This is a genomic window from Nannocystis punicea (assembly GCF_026965555.1).
GTDB classification, from domain to species: Bacteria; Myxococcota_A; Polyangia; order Nannocystales; family Nannocystaceae; genus Nannocystis; species Nannocystis punicea.
The window spans coordinates 3805321-3824286 of sequence record NZ_CP114040.1 but is presented as its reverse complement, the minus strand read 5'-3'; the positions used below and the strand labels follow the sequence as shown (position 1 = coordinate 3824286).

The following is an 18966-nucleotide window of genomic DNA, read 5'->3' as shown; positions in this document are numbered from 1 at the left end:
CTCGATCGACCGCCGGGCGTCACGCCGCCGCCTCGGTCCGCAAACGGTCGAGCATCTTCAGGTCGAAGTCGAACCACTGGTTCATCGTGGTCGGCGCCGCGGTCTTGCCCCACTCGACCATCCGCTCGAGCTTCTCCGGCAGCAGGTCGATGTGATGCGCGGCCGGGTCGTCCCACGGGTGGATCGGCGGCAGCGGGGTGCGGCCGAGCTGGGCGAACACCTCGGCCGCGGCCTGCTCGGCCGTCAGCTCGCCGGCGTCCCAGCGGTCGAAGGTCGCGTCGGTGAAGCGGCTCAGGTCCTCCAGCGGCGCGGCGCCGGGCGCCTGGCTCAGCGGCACCGGGTCGACGTCGAGGGCCTCGAACTCGGCCTTGTCGCCGCTCTCGAGGTACCGCAGGCAGACCCGGAACATGCGCAGGTCGCCGAAGATGATGTTGGCCAGCCACACCCGCAGGAACGCGTTCCAGGTGTCGAAGTTGGCGAACGAGCGGAACGAGTTGTGGACCATGCGATCGTTGTCGAGCAGCATCGCGTCCTGCAGCCGCCGCGGGTAGTCGAAGCGGGACACGGTGAAGTCGTCGTCGCGCAGCGCCTGGATCAGCCGCGGCGCGAACGCGTGGATCGTCTCGAACGTGTTGATCATGCCGCGCGAGTACAGCGCGTCGATGAAGCCGTGCGCGTGCGACATGAGGAAGAACCGCTGCCCCACGCTGTCGGTCGCGCTGAACTGCAGCCGACCGGTGCCGACCCATGGCCGCGTGGCCACGCCGCCCTCGAGGTGGCGGACGATGCTCGGGTAGCGGTTCACGACCTCCCAGAACTCCTGCTCCGGCGGGATCCCGCGCTGCGGGTACTTCCGCATGTCGAGGGTGAGGCCGATGCTGGTCAGGTCGCTCTCCGAGCCCGGCACGTTGTCGAAGCGGATCACCCAGAACCACCCGCCGTCGATCACGTGGTGCAGCGTGCCCTCGTAGTAGCCGCGCGACAGCCCGGGTCGATCGCCCGGCGCCATCAGATCGTCCCAGCGCCGGAAGCCGCGCATGTGGGTGAAGATCGTCCGCGACTGGGTGCGCAGCGGCGGGTCCTGCGGGCGCAGCCCGAGCTTGTCGGCGACCAGCGACTTGTGGCCGGTGGCGTCGACCAGGAAGCGGGCGCGGAACACCTCGTCGCTCGCGGTGCGCAGGACCACGCCGTCGTCCGCCAGAGTGAAGTCGACCACGTCCGTGCGGTCGCGGTACGTCGCCCCGTAGCGGACCGCCGCCTTCACCACGTAGTGGTCGATGTCGGCGCGGAACAGGTGGCTCTCGGACGCCAGCGGCGTGGGCGGCGGGATCAGCAGGTGCCCCTGCTGCGGGTCCTGCAGCTTCCCCTCCTCGTGGTAGAGGAACCCGAAGGTCTTCTTCACCCCGACGTTGCGGGTCACGTGGCGCAAGATCTTCTGCGTGCAGGACAGGTGCTGCAGTTCGGGCACGTCGAAGCGCTCGCCGAGGATCCACAGCAGCATCGAGCTCTGCGGCTGCATCGCCTCGCCGACGGCGAAGCGCGGGTGCGTGCCCTTCTCGAGCAGCAGCACGCGGAAGCCCTGGCGGCCCAGGATCGCGGCGAGCACGGCGCCCGCGATCCCGGAGCCGAGGATGGCGACGTCATATGTTTCGTGGTTCACGAGAGTCTCCCCCGAGGTGTGGCGAATCGGCGAATCATGACCGTGGTTCGTCCGCGCGCCACGGTGCTGCGCATCGATTCATGTAGACCCCGAAGGTCGCACGGAGGTGGCGCCGACGTCGAGGTCACGCGACCCCGACGTGAAGGATAGAGTCGCCCGCGCGCGATCGATCACCCGACGGATTCGTCGCCGCAACAGGCGCACCGCGGACCCATTTGCCGGGCAAGGACGTATCGCCGCCACACCCACCCGACCACACGCGCACCACGACCGGTCCGCGAATCCTTCATTGCGCGGTCGCCGAATCGACGCATTCGCGACGGCGCGCGACCGGTGGATCAAATGATCTGGAGGTCCGGCGCGACCGCGTGCAATTCGCTCAACGCCGGCTCGAAATCCTCGGGATAGCAGCGTGCGCCGCAGCGGAGCTGGTGGAGCGAGCTCAGCCACGGCGCACGGACCAGGGGGCGGAGCTCCTCCGACGACAGCCGCGGACTGTCCAGGTGCAGCCGCGCCAGCCGACGGAGGTGCGGCGCGGCCGCGAGCGCGGCGACGCCGGCCGCGCTGAGCGCATGGCCGGCGCACCACAGCTCCGTCAGGGCGTCGAGGCGCCCCGCTGCGAGCGCACGCATGCCCGCGTCACCGATCTTGTTGCGGTTGATATCGAGCCCGGCGAGCCCGGCGAGCAGCGGCGCGCCGGCCAGCAACCGCACCCCCTCGTCGGTAATTCCGCCGGCCCCGAGGACGAGCAGCCGGAGCCGGGGCCAGGGCGCCGACAGCAGCGCCGCGACGCCCTCGTCCCCGATCGGGTTGCTGTCGACGAGCAGCTCGCGCAGGCCGGCGAGGTGCGGCGCGGACGCGAGGTGCCTCGCCCCTTCCGGCCCGAAGCCCGTGCCCCGCAGGCGCAGCTCTTTCAATCGGGTCATGTGGGTCGCCTTCGCCAGCGCCTTCGCGGCCGTGTTGCCCAGCCGGTTGGCGTCGAGGAGCAGGCACTCGAGCCGGGACAGCCACGCCTCCTCGAGCAGATCCTCGACGCCCGACGGCCCGATGCCGGTGTTGCGGAGGTCGAGGAGCCGGAGCTGCGTCAGTTGGTCCGCCAGGGACAGCTCCGTGGCCCCCTCGTCGCCCAAGTTGTTGTAGGCCAGCCAGAGCTGGCGCAAGCCGGCCAGAGACTCGGCGTCGGCGATCGCCTTCACGCCGTCGATGCCGATGTCGTTGTGGCTCAGATCGAGGGTGCGCAGGTGCTTCAGCCGCCGGACGAGCGCCCGCAAGCCCTTGGCCCCGATCCCGTTGTCGTACAGATCGAGCAGGGTCAAGTTCGGCAGGCCGATCGCCACCGCCTTGGCGCCGAGCGGGCCGAGGTGGCTGGCGCCGAGCCACAGCTCGCGCAGGTCGGCGAACTGCGGCGCCGCTGCCAGCGCGCGCGCACCCGGGAGCCGGACCTCGCTCCACTGCAGGTCGAGGGTGACGAGGCCCTTCAAGTGGCTCGCCGCGGCCAGCGCGAACACCCCCGCGTCGCGGCAGGGGTTGCTGTTGTTGTCGAAGAACGAGCCCCCGAGCCACAGCTCGCGCAGTCCGGCCAGGTGCGTCGCCGCTGCCAGGGCGCGCACGCCGTCGGTGCCGACCTGACAACTCCGCAGATCGAGCTTCGTCAGGCCGGAGAAGTGCGTCGCCCGGGCGAGGTCGTGCCCACCCGCCTCGAAGATCTCGTTGTCGCGCAGCCGCAGCTCGCGGAGCTGCGTCAGGTGGGTCGCCCTCGCCAGCGCGCGCGCGCCGGCGGGGCCGACGTCGTTCCTGTCGGCGCACAGGTCGAGCGCCGTGACGACCGAGAGCAGCGGGTCGCGCAGCACCGACGCGAGCGCCTCGGCGTCCTTCTCGAGCCCGCGCAGGTGCAGCGCGCGGACCGGAGCGCCGCGGGCGAGCCGCTCGCCGATCGCCGCGACCCGACCCGGCGCCAGCGACACTGCGTCGACGAACCCGCGCGCCCAGGTCGCCTCGCCGAGCCGCAGGCCGAGCTCGTGGTGCCACTCGTCCTCGTGCGCGGCGAACAGCGCGTCGGCCCGCGCGGTGAGCTCGTCGCGGGCGTCGTGATCGTCGTCGCTGCGGGCCGCCGCGCACTGCAGCTCGATGAACTCGCCGCGCGGGTCGCCGCGCTCGCGCAGCCGCTGGGCCAGGTCCAGCCGCGGGCCGTCGTCCTCGAGCCGGACGCGGATCGCCGCCAATTGATCTTCGGAGAGCTGCATCAGTCGTTTTTAAAAAGTCTAGGCGCCGGCCCCCGCGATTCGTCAAGGCCGAACGAGCGTCGTCGGCGTGCACGCCACCGCGCGAGCGAATGCGAAGCCGGCGAATCGTCGCACACGAGCGTGCAGGCGGCGAATCATGTGACGACCAGATCCGGCGCGACCGCCCGCGATTCGCTCACCAACGGCTCGTATCGCTCGTCGAGGGCGAACCTCGCTCCGATGTCGAGCTGATGAAGGGAGCCCAGCCACGGCGCACCGATCAGCGGGCGGAACCCCTCCGGCCACTGCTCCCGGTTGTTTCTCAGGTGGAGGCGAAGCAGACGACGGAGGTGGGGCGCCGCCGCGAGCGCGGCGACCCCGGCCGCGCTGATGGGGTTGCCGTCGAACCACAGCTCGGTCAGGGCGTCCAGGCGCCCCGCCGCGAGCGCGCGGAGGCCCTCGTCGCCGACCTTGCTGTGGCTGAGATCGAGCCCGGTGAGCCTGGAGAGCACCGGCGCGCCGGCCAGCGCGCGCACCCCCTCGTCGCCGATCCCGGTCCACGCGAGGACGAGCATCCGCAGCCGCGGCCAGGAGCCCGACAGGAGGGCCACGACGCCGTCGCCAAAGATCGGGTTCCGGTGCACGAACAGCTCACGCAAGCCGGCCAGGTGCGTCGCGGACGCGAGCGCGGCCGCTCCCTCCGGCCCGAAGCCCGTGTGCGTCATCCTCAGCGCCCGCAGCCGGGTCAGGTGCGTCGCCTTCGCCAGCGCCTGCGCCGCTTCATCGCCCAGCGGATTGTCGTCGAGCAGCAGCGTCTCGAGCCGGGACAACCACTTCTTCGCGAGCAGCTCCTCGATGCCCGACGGCCCGATGCCGTTGTCGCGTAGGTCGAGGAGCTCGAGCCGCGTCAGCCGGTCCGCCTTCGCCAGCGCCGCGGCCCCCTCGTCGTCCAGCTCGTTGTACGGCAGCCAGAGCTCGCGCAGGCCGGCGAGGGACTCGGCGCCGGCGATCGCCTGCACGCCCTCGATGCCGATGCCGTTGTGGCTCAGGTCGAGCGTCCGCAGGTGCTTCAGCCGCCGGGCGATCGACCGCACGCCCTTCGGCCCGATGTCGTTGTCGTAGAGGTCGAGCAAGGTCAGGTTCGGCAGGCCGGTCGCCACCGCCTTCGCACCCTCGGCGCCGAGGTGGCTGGCGCCGAGCCACAGCTCGCGCAGGCCGGCGAATTGCGGCGCCGCTGCCAGCGCCCGCGCACCTGCGAGCCGGACCTCGTTCCACTGCAGGTCGAGGGTGACGAGCTGATTCAGGTGGCTCGCCGCGGCCAGCGCGAACACCCCCTCGTCGCGGCAGGGTTCCCTTTCGAAGTCGTAGAACGTGCACCCGAGCCACAGCTCGCGCAGGTTCGCCAGCTGGGTCGCCGCTGCCAGCGCCTTCACGCCCGCGGTGCCGACCTGGCAGCTCCGCAGGTCGAGCTTCGTCAGCCCGGCGAAGTGCGTCGCGCCGGCCAGGGCGATTCCGCCTTCCTCTTCGATCCGGTTGTCGCGCAGCCGCAGCTCGCGGAGCTGCGTCAGGTGGGTCGCCTCGGCCAGAGCGATCGCGCCGTCGGGGCCGATGTCGTTGCCTTCGGCGACCAGGTCGAGCGCAGTGATCACGGAGAGCAGCGGCTCGCGCAGCACCGACTCCAACACATCGTCGTCCGCGGCCCCGCGCAGGTGCAGCCCACGGACCGGAGCGCCGCGGGCGAGTCGCTCGCCGACCGCTGCGACCCGACCCGGCACCAGCGACACCGTGTCGACGAACCCGCGCGCCCAGGTCGCCTCGCCGGGCCGCAAGCCGAGCTCGTGGTGCCACTCGTCCTCGTGCGCGGCGAACAGCGCGTCGGCCCGCGCGGTGAGCTCGTCGCGGGCGTCGTGGTCGTCGCCGCTGCGGGCCGCCGCGCACTGCAGCTCGATGAACTCGCCGCGCGGATCGCCGCGCTCGCGCAGTCGCTGCGCCAGGGCCAGCCGCGGAGCCTCGTCCTCGGGCCGGGCACGGATCGCCGCCAATTGATCTTCGGAGAGCTGCATCGGTTTCGGAAGAGTCTAGGCGCCGGCCCCCGCGATTCGTCAAGGCCGAACGCGTGCTGTCGGCGTGCACGTCACCGCGCGAGCGATTGCGACACCCACGAATCGTCGCCCACGAACTCGCAGGCGGCGAATCATGTGACGACCAGATCCGGCGCGACCGCCTGGAATTCGCTCAAAAACAGCTCGGATCGCTCGTCGAACGCGAACCTCGCTCCGATGTCGAGCTGATGAAGGGAGCCAAGCCACGGCGCACCGATCAGCGGACGGAACCCCTCCGGCCAGTGCTCCCGGTTGTTCTTCAGGTGGAGGCGAAGCAGACGACGGAGGTGTGGCGCCGCCGCGAGCGCGGCGACCCCGGCCACGCTGATGGGGTTGCTTTCGAACCACAGCTCGACCAGGGCATCCAGGCGCCCTGCCGCGAGCGCGCGGAGGCCCTCGTCCCCGATCTGGTTGTCGCTGAGATCGAGACCGGTGAGCCTGGAGAGCACCGGCGCCCCGGCCAGAGTGCGCACTCCCTCGTCGCCGATCCCGGTCGACGCGAGGATGAGCACCCGCAGCCGCGGCCAGGGCCCCGACATCAGCGCCGCGACGCCGTCGTCCCGGATCGGGTTCCGGTGCACGAACAGCTCGCGCAAGTCGGCGAGGTGCGTCGCGGACGCGAGCGCGGCCGCTCCCTCCGGCCCGAAGCCCGTGCGCGTCAGCCTCAGCGCCCTCAGCCGGGTCAGGTGCGTCGCCTTCGCCAGCGCCTGCGACGCGCTGGTGCCCAGCGGATTGTTGTCGAGCAGCAGCGTCTCGAGTCGGGACAACCACTTCTTCGCGAGCAGCACCTTGATGCCCGACGGCCCGATGTCGTTGTCGCGGAGGTCGAGGAGCTTCAGCCGGGTGAGCCGGTCCGCCTTCGCCAGCGCCGCGGCCCCCTCGTCGTCCAGCTTGTTGTACGGCAGCCGGAGCTCGCGCAGGCCGGCGAGGGACTCGGCGCCGGCGATCGCCTGCACGCCCTCGATGCCGATGTGGTTGTGGCTCACGTCGAGCGTCCGCAGGTGCTTCAGCCGCCGGGCGATCGAGCGCACGCCCTTCGGCCCGATGTCGTTGTCGTAGAGGTCGAGCAAGGTCAGGTTCGGCAGGCCGGTCGCCACCGCCGTCGCACCCTCGGCGCCGAGGTGGCTGGCGCCGAGCCACAGCTCGCGCAGGCCGGCGAACTGCGGCGCCGCTGCCAGCGCCCGCGCCCCTGCGAGCCGGACCTCGTTCCACTGCAGGTCGAGGGTGACGAGCTGATTCAGGTGGCTCGCCGCGGCCAGCGCGAACACCCCCTCGTCGCGGCAGGGGGTCCTGCCGCTGTCGAAGAACGTGCACCCGAGCCACAGCTCGCGCAGGTTCGCCAGCTGGGTCGCTGCTGCCAGCGCCTTCACGCCCTCGGTGCCGACCTGGCAGCTCCGCAGGTCGAGCTTCGTCAGCCCGGCGAAGTGCGTCGCGCCGGCCAGGGCGATCCCGCCTTCCTCTTCGATCCGGTTGTCGCGCAGCCGCAGCTCGCGGAGCTGCGTCAGGTGGGTCGCCTCGGCCAGAGCGATCGCGCCGTCGGGGCCGATGTCGTTGCCCTCGGCGCACAGGTCGAGCGCGGTGATCACGGAGAGCAGCGGGTCGCGCAGCGTCGACTCGAGCGCCTCCACGTCGTCGGCGAGCCCGCGCAGGTGCAGCCCGCGGACCGGTGCGCCGCGGACGAGCCGCTCGCGGGCCGCGGCGATGCGCCCCGGCGTGAGCGACACCGTGTCGACGAAGCCACGCACCCAGGTCGCCTCGCCGGGGCGCAGGCCGAGCTCGTGGTGCCACTCCTCGGCGTGCGCGGCGAGCAGCGCCTCGGCGCGCGCCTCGAGTTCTCCGCGGGCATCGTCCTCGTCGTCGCATCGCGCGACCGCACACTGCAGCTCGATGAACTCGCCGCGCGGGTCGCCGCGCTCGCGCAGCTGCTGCGCCAGCGCCAGCCGCGGCCCATCATCTTCGGGGCGAGCGCGGATGGCCGCCAGTCGATCGTCGGAGGATTGCATCGTCGTCGCGCAGTCTAGCGCCGCGGCGCCGCGAATCGTCAAGGCCGACGTCGCGGAGGCGCCTCGACGACCTGCACGAGAGACCGTTCCCGCGCCTCGCAGCCCCTCGCGCGTCGCACGAGCGGCGCGTCCCCGAGGTCCGCGCCCGGGTTCATCGGAGGCCCGAGCCACCACGACCGCGAGACTCGGACTCGGCCGACGCGGCGCGTCGACCTCGAGCCCCCCCACCGGGGCGAACGAACAGAGCGGCCCCACCCCGGTCCACCGCCCGACCACCGGCATCAAAGGACATGCTCATCGAGACATGTCATGAGAGCCAGCCACGCACTCGGCCACCGGCGCGGCGGCGTCGCGGTGGTCAGGTCGACCCTCGAAGATCGCGTCGGCCGGGGCCAGCAATGCCCGCCCCGGGCCGACGAACCCCACACATCGCGACGTCGTCATCCAGGCGCCTCACCGGCCGCGTTCATCCGAAGTCCAGAGCGTGTGTGGCGAACAACGTCGTCCGCCAAATGGCTCGAACAGGCGGCTCGTCGCGGCCGCGACGCGAGCTCGGCACCGTCTCCGCCACGGCAGGTCTGCGGCGGCCGAGTGTTGTCGGGGGTCACGGGCACGGCCCGGTCCGGCGGCCCCCGGGAACCTTTCGCCTACATGGCAAGCGTCCGTCATGCGCAGGTCGCTACGCGGATGCGGGACCGATTGACGCGCCGCGGAGGTGTCGGCCTAATGGTTGGCTGGGTTCGGAAGCGGAGGTTTGGACATGCGCAAGTTGATCGTGATCGGTGTATTCGCGGCGTGTGGGCTCGGGGTCGTCGAGACCGCGGTGGCCAACTACTTCTACCCGGGCAAGGTGATCATCGGCACCGGCATCACCGGTGGCGGCGGGACCACGACGGGCGGTACGACGGACGGCACGACGGGCAGTACGATCGGGCAGGACGCGAGCAAGATGGGCGGCGGCGAGCCATGTACGGTCAAGCCGATCGCCTGCGAGTGCTTCACCGGGGTGCCGGTGTTGGAGGCGTGCCTCAAGAGCGGCGTCGACCTGCAGTGCCTGACGCCGAAGACCAAGTTCGACGAGATCGAGCAGGAGGGGCAGGTCGTGGTCTGGGACAAGACGATGACGCTCGGCGGGCTGGTCTGCGCCGGCAAGTCCGACGGGACCGCGTACGTCAACCTGCCCTAGCGGACAGCCAGGCGTCGACCTCGGCGGCGGCCGGCTGAAACGCCGCGCCGACGCCGAGGAAGCCGGCCTTCGCCTGCGACGCGAGGTCGCGGCTGCGCGCGGCGTTGGCCGGGTCGAGCCGGACCAATGCGCGGGCGAGCGCGAACTGGGCCTCGGCGATGTCGTACGGGGCGACGAAGGCGTTCTGCGGCAGCAGCGGGAGCGCCTGCTCGAGCGCCTCGGCGGCGGCGGCGTGGCGGCCGGCTGCGAGGTGGACGCGGCCGAGGCCGGCGAGCGGCACGCCGCGGGTCGGGTCGGCGGGGGCAGGCTCGAGCTCGGCGAGGGCGCGCTGGAAGGTGCGCTCGGCGTCGCCGAGCCGACCGGCGCGCAGCTGCGCGGTCGCCATGCCGGCCAGCGCCTGCGTGGTCCGCGGGTGGCCTGTCCCGAAGGCCAGCTGGAAGATCGCCAGCGCGTCGGCGAACGACTGCTCCGACGCGGTGAAGTCGCCGGCGAACAGGTGGGTGTTGCCGAGCTCGATCAGGCAGTCGCCGCGGCTCGGATGGGCGGGCGGCAGGTGGGCGTCGTAGATCGCCAGCGCCTGCCGGAGCGCGGCCAGTGAATCGGGGTAGCGGGCCTCGAACTGGGCGATCATGCCGAGGTTGAAGTGGACGGTCGCGAGCGCGGGGTGGCTGTCACCGTAGGCGCCGCGGACGATCGCCAGAGTGCGGGTGAAGGTCGCCTCGGCGTCGTCGAGGTCGAACAGGCTCAGCTCGGCGGCGCCGATGTTGTTGAGCACGTCGCCGAGCACGGGGTGATGGGCGCCGTAGGTCTGCTCGAAGATCGCCAGGACGCGGCGGTACTCGGCGATCGCGGCCGGGTAGTCGCCGCGCAGGAATTTGAGCGTGCCGCGGGAGATCAGGGCCTGGCCGTGGGCGATCGAGGTCTCGCCGTGGAGCTGGGCGCGCAGATCGACGGCGCGGTCGATGTGCGGGGCGGCGCGATCGAGGTCGCCGCGGCTCAGCAGGAGGTCGCCCAGGCGGCCCTCGAGCAGCGCCTCGGCGGTGCCGCCGTCGGACAGGCGGCCGGTGGCGCCGCGCGCGAGCTCGGCGAGGTGCAGGCCCTCGTCGAAGCGGGCCTGTCGCACGCCGATCGTGCGGACGAGGTCGATCGTCGCGGCGGCGCGGGTGTCGTCGTCGCCGGCGCGATCGGCCGTCGCCGCGGTGCGCAGCAGCGCCGCCTCGGCGGTCGGATAGTCGCCGAGCTGGTCGTCGATCTTGCCGGCGAGGTGCAGCGTCGCGGCGAGCGTCGGCGCGTGCGCCAGCGCCTCGGCCTCGGCGCGCAGCGGCCCCAGCTCGGCGCGCGCGGCCTTGTACTGACCGACGTCGAACTTCGCCTGCACGCCGGCGAGGCGGGCGCGCAGGTCGTCGACGGCGCGCGCGACCGCGGGGTCGTCGGGCGCGGGGCTGCGGGCGAGCAGGGCGCGGGTGTCGGCGCAGCGCGCGAGCGTCGGCAGCTGGTCGGCGGCCTGCACGGCCTTCTCGAGCACCGCGGCGTCGGCGGTCGTCAGCACGCCGACGAGCGCGTGCAGGGCGGTCTTGCGGTCGTCGAGGCAGGCGACGCGCAGGTCGTACAGCGAGTCGGACTGCTCGCCGCGGCGGTGCGACTCGCAGGCGCCGCGGCGCATGTCGACCCACGCCCCGGCGTATTCGCCGAGGCGCTGGCCGACGCGGGTCGCGACCTCGTCGGCGTAGGCGGCCCCGGTCGCGGTCAGGGCCTCGCGGACGGCGTGGGCGACGGAGGGATCCCAGACGCCGGCGAGCTGCTCGTCGGCGCCGACGCAGGTCGCGGCGTCGCGGGCCAGGATCGCGTAGGCCGCGTAGCCGCCGGCGCTGGCGAACAACATCACGCCGGCAGCGGCCGCGGCGATGCCGAGGCGGCGGCGTCGGGCGCGGTCGGGGTCGGCCGACAGCACCTGCAGGAGCGCGTCCATCGTCGGGAAGCGCAGCGCCGGATCGATGCTGAGGCCGCGGACCAGCGCGGCGTGGACCCAGCCCGGGACCTCGGTGTCGCGCGACGGCTCGAGGCGCCTGTCCTCGAGGACAGCCTTCGAGATCTCCACCGTCGTCGTGCCCTTGAACGGGCGGTAGCCGTACAGGCCCTCGAACAGCGCGACGCAGAAGCTGAACTGGTCGCTGAGCGCGTCGGCCGGCTCGCGCAGCAGCTGCTCGGGGGCCATGTACGCGGGGGTGCCGATGAACGTGCCGACCTGGGTGAGGTCGACGCCGCTCGCGCTCGGCGGCGGGCCGCCCGGATGGGTCATGGCGTTCTCGTCGTGGCGGGCGAGGCCGAAGTCGACGACGCGCACGCGGCCGTCGTCGCCGACGAGCACGTTGTCGGGCTTGAAGTCGCGGTGCACGAGGCCGGCGCCGTGGGCCGCGGCGAGGCCGTGACCGGCTTGCAGGTACACGCCGAGGATCGCTCGCCACGGCCGGTCCTCGCGCAGCAACCAGTCCTTGAGGCTGCCGCCGCTGACGAACTCCATGGCGATGAACACTGCGTCGCCGAACGGCCCCACGTCGTAGACCTGCGCGACGTTCGGGTGCGACAGCTTGGCCATCGCCTGCGCCTCGCGCAAAAGCCGAGCCTGGCCGACGCTCTGCTGCTGGCCGCGGAATTCGCCGCGCAACAGCTTGAGCGCGACCCTGCGCTCGAGCTGCTCGTCGTACGCCGAGTACACGACGCCCATGCCGCCCTCGCCGAGCTTGCGCAGCACGACGAACCGGCCGATCTTCGCCGGGCCGGCGTCGCCGTCCGACTCGGCCCGCCTGCCGCGCTCGGGCGCGGGCGCGAGCGCGTCGACGCGGGTGGCGAGCTGGCTCGAGTGCGTGGGGTCGACGGGCATCGGCGCCTGTTCGAGGTTCACGGATGCCGGCGAAGCGTGCAAGCAGCCGAGTGGGCGATCCCGAACGTCGGCGCGCTCGTGCAACCGCGATGCCGCCGCGGCGCCGGCGCGGCCCGACGCTCACGTCACCTGGCGGATCGAACAGGTAAACCATCGCTGGCAGCCGTCCCGCTGCCGGCGAACAACGAGCTGCTGGCTGCGCGCCGAGAGTTTTTTACGTTGGTTGCCGAAGACGCGGACGCCGACGGCTCGGGGCGGCCCAGGCCGACGAAGTGCTGGGCCGGCAGCTCCGCATGAGCGAGGGGAACCCAGCGCGCCCGACATCGCGACGACTCGATCCCGGCGATCTGTGCGCCCCGGCAGTCGTCGAGCGCGAACTGCTGCTCGCACGCCGGGACGATGGACGCAGAAATGATGCGAGGGCGAAGGCGGTGGTGGTTTGCGACACCGCGAACGATCGCATCCTCGGAATATCTGGCGGCGGCACGACGGCACAAGCTGAGACCGGCGACGGACAGCAGGAGTGCGTCCCGCTCCACATGCTCTGACAACACTGTCCGCCCACGAACGACGCGCCGCCGAGGACCTCGGGGCGCGCGCCGCCGGGAGCGTCACTGCGGCACGACGGTGAACTTCTCCCACGGGCCGACGAACGTCTGCTGCTTGAGCTTCCAGCCGCCCGAGGCGTCCAGCGCCTGCAGGTAGCGGCTGTGGTCGGTGAGGAACGCCCAGGTGCCGTCCTCCTGCTCGATCGCGGTGAACGTCTCCCACGGACCGATGAAGGTCTGCTGCTTGGCCAGCCAGTCGCTGGCCGCGTCGTTGGCCTGGATGTAGCGGTTGTGGACGGTGCGGAACGCCACCTCCTCGCCGTCGCACACGACGACGAACTTCTGCCAGCCGCCGATCGCCTCGACCTGGTCCATCAAATAGTCGTTGCCCGAGCCGCTCGCGCCGACGTAGCGGTTGTGGTACGTCTTGAGGGCGATCGTGTCGCCGTCGTACTGGCCGCAGAAGCCGTTCGGCATCACGAAGCCGACCCAGTCGGTGCCGCCGAAGCGGCCGTTCGTGTCGGCGTAGTCGAGCCACTTCTTGCCGGTGCTGTCGTGGCAGTGGAGGTCGTCGCGGCCGTCCTCGTTGTAGTCGCCGGCCTCGATCTCCGCCCCCGAGTGGACGCACCACGAGAGCGTGTACGACCAGTCGGCGCCCATGAACTGCGCGTTGCTGTCGGCGTAGTCGATCACCTTGTTGGCGTAGTTGTGGCACATCAGGTCGTCGCGGCCGTCGCCGTTGAAGTCGCCGATCAGCAGCTTGCCGCCGATGCACCAGCCGGCCGAGCGCGACCAGTCGGTGCCGCCGAACGTGCCGTCGTAGTCGATCCACAGCCGGCCGTCGACGGTGTCGTGGCACAGGTAGTCGGCCGCGCCGTCGCCGTCGAAGTCGCCGGAGTGCAGCTTGGCGCCGGCGTGCGTGCACCAGTACTGGTTGGCCTGCTGGGTGCCGGCGCGCAGCGTCTGGGTCAGGTCGAAGAACTCGATGCTGGTGCTGAGGCCGTCCCACGAGGCGATCGTGTGCGCATGGTGCTTGGTGCAGTCGGCCCAGCAGAACGGCCAGGGGATCTTGTACTTGATGTCGAAGGTGATGTCGCCGGACAGGGTGGTCAGGACGGCCTCGGCGTACTCGCTGAACACCAGCTTGACGGCGTCGAGCGGGGCGAAGTCGACGTACTCGACCGAGACCGTGAACGGCACGTGGAGGTCGAGCAGGTCGAGCGTGGCCGTGATGCCGCCGCTGAGGTACTCGCTGTAATGGACCGAGGTCCCGGCCTTGGCGGCGAGGTTGAAGAACGGCGTGACTGTGCCCGAGACCTCGACGCCCTCCTCGGTGGTGCCGGCCGTGATCGTGGTCTCCTCGGTGTCGATGCCGATCGTCGCGTCGATCCACAGGCCGGCGCTGACCGAGCCGCAGCCGTCGTCGAAGTTGACGCCGACCAGGGTGAAGCTCTGCGTCAGCGTCGGGTCGATGTCGAGGCCGGCGGCGTCGAACATCGACTGCAGCGACACCGACACCCCGTCGGCCAGCTGGATCTCGAACTCGGGGATGAAGTCCGTCAAGAACACCGAGGCGCCCATCGCCACCCCGCCGCCGCCGAAGTCGTAGCCGATGAAGGTCGCGTAGATGTCGACCAGGTTGACGCTGTTGCCGAACACCGTCGCGTACGAGTCGACGCCCGCCTCGAACCAGCTGCCCGCGCTGTGCACGTCGATACCCTTGTACGTCTCGGTCGGGGTGTCCGAGCCGTTGACGTCGAGCCACGTCATGAAGGTCAGGCCCGAGTAGCCGAACCCGTAGCTGCTGTTCGCCCCCCAGCTGTCGCCCCACGTCTCGGCGCTGCGCACCTTGCCGGCCGTGCGCGCCTGCACCGGCGGGCCCTCGGGATCGACGACCTGGCGCACCACGGTCAGCGGCAGGGTGCCGCAGTCGTCGGCGCGCGGCTCGGTCTCGCCGCGGTAGACCGCCTGCGTGAAGTCGGTCGCCAGACACGTGACGAGCTCGAACTCCTGCACGCCCGCCCACTCGCCGGCGGCGATCGCCTGGCGGGTGGCGTCGTCGAGGTAGAGCGCGAGGCTGGTGGTCACGTCGCCGTAGCCGGGCACCTTGACCGGCGCGCGCTCGCCCGACTCGCCGCCCTTGCGCTGGATCAGCGCCCTGCCCGGCTCGCTCGCGCCCCGCGGGCGGATCCGGCTGCCGATCTGCACGCTGCCGCGCTCCAGGCCCTTGCCCGCCGGCAGGCCGACGACCCGCGACAGCGCGGTGAGGTTGAGGTCGGGCCGGTCGGCGCCGGGCTCGAGCTCGTGGCCCTCGGGATCGACCGGCATCACCACCACCGCCGACGACAGGTTGAGCTCGCGCAGCTGCGCGTCCATCCCGGGGCTGTCGTGCAGCGCGTGGCGGGCGGTGCAATCGTCGCACTCGACGTCGCCGAGCGCCGCACCCGCGATCATCTCGTACTCGCTCTCGTAGCCGCCGACCTCGTCGAGGTCGATCTCGCGGTCGCCGATCCGGTTCCACGGATCGAAGGCGACGAACAGGGCGATGTCCTCGCGGCCCGCCAATTCGTGACAGGTCGCCGGCACCACGAACACCGCCTCGCGCGCGTACGCCTCGCGGCCGTCCGCGGCGTGCTTCACCGGCATGGCGCCGAGAGTGCAGCCGACGCTGCCTTCCTCGGCCCACATGCCGACCACCAGGTCGGTCTCGAACGCCGCGCCCGTCAGCTCGCCGGCGACGGCGACGCTCACCGGGTGGAGCAGATAGTTGTCCCCGCCGCCGGTGATCTTCAGCGAGGTGACGGTCATGTGCTCGTTGCGCGCCCCGGCTGCCGCCGACGGACCCACGTCGTCGCAGCCGGCGGCCAGGACGAGCGGGAGGGTGAAGACGCCGAGAGTACGATGAATGATTGGCTTCGACATGGTGAACCTCGTGAATGGGGGTGAAATGGGGGCAGTGGGCGCCGCGCTGCGGCGCGACGGGTGGACCGCTCGCGAGCGAGCGGCGGTGCTACGAATCGGCGGATCGGCCCTCGCGGCCGGCCCGGGAATGCTGGTCTTGTCGGCGTGAAGAGCTGGACGCCGCGGATTTTCAGGGCGGGGACTCGAATCGTCGGAGGCCGGCCTGCGAGGCCGACCGGGAATGCTGGTGCTGGCGTGAAGGCCGGACGCTGCGGACTTTCAGCATCGAATCGTCCGCTCGGCCGGCCGGCGCGAGAGCTGGACCGCTGATTTCAGAGCGGACCACGAATCATCGGAGCATCCGGCCCGCAGAACCGGCCGGGAATGCCTTTTTCAAGAACGGGAAGCTGGAGGCTTGGGATTTTCAGCTCCGAGAATCGGCGACGCGGACTAAGGAATGTCACTCGCCGGAGCGTCGCGCTCGCGTCGGCGCTCGGCCTGCCAGCGCGCCGGTGTCTTGCGGGCCCGGCGCTGCGGCCACGCGGCGGGGCGCCGCTCTCGCGTCAGCGCTCGGCCTGCCAGCGCGCCGGAGTGTTGCGAGCCAGGGTGGCCAGGCGCTGCGGGTCGCGCACGGGATCGGCGAGCTGGGCCTCGAGGTGGCCGCGCAGCAGGGCGTCGGCCCGGGCGTCGCCGCGGCGGGCCGCCTCGCCGAGCAGCGACACCGCGGCCCGCTCCTCGGCCTGGTGGGAATGGGTCAGGCGAGCGCCGGCGAGGTCGATCATCGCCGCGCTCGGGGCCTGGTCGGTGCGCCGGGCGAGGGTCGCCGCGGTCTCGAGCGCGCTGGTGCGGACCGTGCGATCGGCGTCGCCGAGCCGCTCCTCGAGCCGCGGATAAGCTGTCTCTGGGGACATGTTCCGCAGGGCGTGCGTGGCGTGGCGGCGGAGCGTCGCGCTGTCGTGATCGAGGTACGGGCGGATGTCGGCGGCCAGCTCCTCGTGCCCGGCGTTGCCGGCGGCCAGCAGCGCGTGGCCGAGCTGCGCCTCGTCGGCGGTGCCGCGCAGCCAGCCGCGGATCTCGGCCCGCGCCTGGGCGGCGATCTCGGGGCTGTGGGCCTCGCTGCGCTGGGCGAGCGCGCCGAGGGCCAGCGCCATCGCGCCGCGCTCGACCGCGTGCAGATCGTCGCGCCCGGCGCTCTGCGCCACGACCTCGATCATCTCGGCGGTCGGCCGCTCGACCATCGCCAGCGCCTGCGCTGCGGCGATCTGATGCGCCGTGTCGGGCCACTCGCGCAGCACGCCGACCAGGGCGGCCCTGGCCTCGGCGGTGTTGGCCGCGCCCAGGGCCCAGAACAGGCCGGCGCGCGCGACCTGCTCGCCCGCGAACTCACCGTTGCGCAGCAGCGCCAGGACGTCGCCGGTGCGCCCGGGGTTGGCCCGCAACCAGTCGCGCAGGAGGCCGCCGTACTCGCCCAGCTTGCCGCCGGCGACGCGCTCGCGGTAGCGGGCGAGCGCGTCGGCCAGCGGCAGGTCGCGCAGCTCCTCGGCGAAGTCCGCGCTGGCGTCGCGCGGGCGCGCGGGCAGGACGCCCCAGCTCCAGCCGCCGTCGGCCAGGTCGATCTGCGGCGCGAACGGGACCGGCTCGGCCCGCTGCGCCCGCGTCGCGCGGAAGTGCGTGCCGAAGCTGCGACCCGCGAGGGTGAAGGACAGCTCGCGCTGCGAGCTCAGCGACGCGAACCAGACGTCGTCGGCGAGCTCGACCGCGATCTCCGAGCCGAGGATCTCGACGCCGACCGTCGCTCCGCGTGCGACCGCCTGGCCGAGGCTGAACGACACCGCCTCGCCGGCGAGCCGGCCGTCCTCGTAGTGGTACCTGGCGGCGTAGCGCCCGGTGGCGTCGAAATTGGTGCCGACGTAGCTGGCCGCGCGGGTGGGGTCGGCCGGGGCCCAGAAGCCGAGCCCGCCGGCCAGGAGCTGCTGCTCGCGCGCGGCGTCGAGGTCACCCGCGCTGCGCCAGCCGAACTCGCGGATCGCACAGCGCTCGTCGACGCGGATCAGGAAGATGTCCGAAAGTGCAGGTGACGATCCGGCCGCCGGGGCCTCGCCGCCGATCACCCGCGCGCCGCGATCGGCGATCCGCGCCGCGAGCACGCCGGCGCCGTCCTCCTCGGCCAGCGCCAGAAGGTCGAGGTGCCAGCGGCGCTCGACGTGGTGGGCCTCGGGCGGGGAGGCCTCGACCTGGGCGTTCGCGCCGGCGTCGACGCCGTCGCTCACGCGGGCGAAGTCGATCTCGACCCGCGTCTCGCCGACCACGTCGTAGGCCATGCGCGTGCCCGCGGCGAAGCGACACGGCGGGCGCGGCTCGTCGGCGAGCCGGCCCAGCAGCGCCGCGCCGAACTGCGGCCCCGGGAGCGCGCGCGCGTCGTCGCTGCTCGGCGCGAGGGTCCGCGTCACGCCTTGCACGGCCCACGCGGCGCCGGCGACGAGCGCGAGGGTGGTGACGGTTCGCAGCGCCAGGCGCCGGGGAGGTCTGTCGTCGTGAAGCGGCATCGCCGACCTCATAAGCAACCGATGTGCCAGCGAAACCACTGGCCTTTTCGGTCGCCGAGACCCCCGCGCTGCGAGTTCCGCCGGCGCTCCGGCGGATCCCGCCGACCGGTCACGGACCGCCGAGAGTCACCCGGCCGCGGCCTTGCGCAGGGCGTCGATGTCGAGCTTCTTCATCTGCATCAACGCCGCGGTGGCCCGCTTGCCCCGCGCCGGGTCGGGATCTTCGAGCACCTCGAACAGCGCGTCCGGCACGACCTGCCACGACACACCGAACTTGTCCTTGAGCCACCCGCACTGCTGCGCCTTCGGGTCGCCGCCCTCGCCCAGGCGGTCCCAATAGTGATCGACCTCGGCCTGGGTCTCGCAGTGCACGACCAGCGAGATGGCCTCGGTGAACTTGAAGTGCGGCCCGCCGTTGATCGCGCCGAACTCGATGCCGTCGAGGGTGAAGCCCACGGTCATGACCGTGCCCGGCTTCGGCGCGCCGGGGACGCTGCTCTCCTCGCTGTAGCGCGTGATCTTGCCGATGCTCGAGTTGGGGAAGATCGAGGTGTAGAAGCTCGCCGCCTCCTCGGCCTGATGGTCGAACCAGAGGAAGGTGGAGATCCGCTGCTTGATCTTGGCTGCCATGGTGTTTTCCTTGGTGATGTGCCGTGTTGACGTTGGGATGAACCCCGGCCCTGCCTGGGCGGCACCTGCGGCCGTGCTCACGAGATGAGTCGTTTCCGCCGAGCCGTTTTCGACACGGCCGACCCGGCGACACGAAAAAAAAATTTCGCGGCCCGGTTCGCCAGGAGAGCCGCAGCAGCGCACAATGCGCGGCCCGCCCTTACCGGCCCCGGCCGTGGCCCCGGACGAACTGAACTTCGCAGCCGACGAGGATCGGGGTCGACGCGCATGAGCTCGCCGCAACGCCG

Annotated in this window: 9 protein-coding genes; 1 reads left to right on the top strand and 8 read right to left on the bottom strand. The window is 72.1% G+C overall.

What is annotated here, in order from left to right:
• Window positions 1-19 precede the first annotated feature (19 nt).
• The 4 genes from O0S08_RS14700 to O0S08_RS14685 form a co-directional block, all read right to left on the bottom strand.
• Window positions 20-1660: an NAD(P)/FAD-dependent oxidoreductase gene (locus O0S08_RS14700; protein ID WP_269039762.1), complete on the bottom strand. Its 1641-nt coding sequence runs from the start codon at window positions 1658-1660 to the stop codon at window positions 20-22.
• A gap of 338 nt (window positions 1661-1998) precedes the next feature.
• Complete coding sequence (locus O0S08_RS14695; protein ID WP_269039760.1) at window positions 1999-3903, bottom strand: hypothetical protein; 1905 nt, start codon at window positions 3901-3903, stop codon at window positions 1999-2001.
• Window positions 3904-4037: 134 nt separating this feature from the next.
• Entirely contained in the window at window positions 4038-5945 is a 1908-nt protein-coding gene (locus O0S08_RS14690; protein WP_269039759.1) for a TIGR02996 domain-containing protein, read from the bottom strand.
• Window positions 5946-6076: 131 nt separating this feature from the next.
• Window positions 6077-8029 (bottom strand): TIGR02996 domain-containing protein, encoded by a 1953-nt coding sequence (locus tag O0S08_RS14685; protein WP_269039758.1) that lies wholly within the window; start codon window positions 8027-8029, stop codon window positions 6077-6079.
• A 718-nt stretch (window positions 8030-8747) separates the two neighbouring features.
• Between O0S08_RS14685 and O0S08_RS14680 the strand changes: the two genes are divergently transcribed.
• The gene (locus tag O0S08_RS14680) at window positions 8748-9173 is read left to right on the top strand and encodes a hypothetical protein (protein ID WP_269039757.1); all 426 of its coding nucleotides are present in this window, start codon (window positions 8748-8750) and stop codon (window positions 9171-9173) included.
• On the opposite strand, the gene O0S08_RS14675 is transcribed toward O0S08_RS14680, so the two are convergent.
• From O0S08_RS14675 to O0S08_RS14660, 4 genes are all read right to left on the bottom strand, one after another.
• Window positions 9160-12075: a serine/threonine-protein kinase gene (locus tag O0S08_RS14675; protein ID WP_269039756.1), complete on the bottom strand. Its 2916-nt coding sequence runs from the start codon at window positions 12073-12075 to the stop codon at window positions 9160-9162. The two genes, O0S08_RS14680 and O0S08_RS14675, sit on opposite strands and share 14 nt — an antisense overlap.
• A 590-nt stretch (window positions 12076-12665) precedes the next feature.
• Window positions 12666-15524, bottom strand: coding sequence for an esterase (locus O0S08_RS14670; RefSeq protein WP_269039755.1), 2859 nt, complete (start codon window positions 15522-15524; stop codon window positions 12666-12668).
• A 542-nt stretch (window positions 15525-16066) separates the two neighbouring features.
• Window positions 16067-18049: a HEAT repeat domain-containing protein gene (locus tag O0S08_RS14665; protein ID WP_269039754.1), complete on the bottom strand. Its 1983-nt coding sequence runs from the start codon at window positions 18047-18049 to the stop codon at window positions 16067-16069.
• 126 nt (window positions 18050-18175) lie between these two features.
• Window positions 18176-18679 (bottom strand): VOC family protein, encoded by a 504-nt coding sequence (locus O0S08_RS14660; RefSeq protein ID WP_269039753.1) that lies wholly within the window; start codon window positions 18677-18679, stop codon window positions 18176-18178.
• Between the last annotated feature and the right edge of the window lie 287 nt (window positions 18680-18966).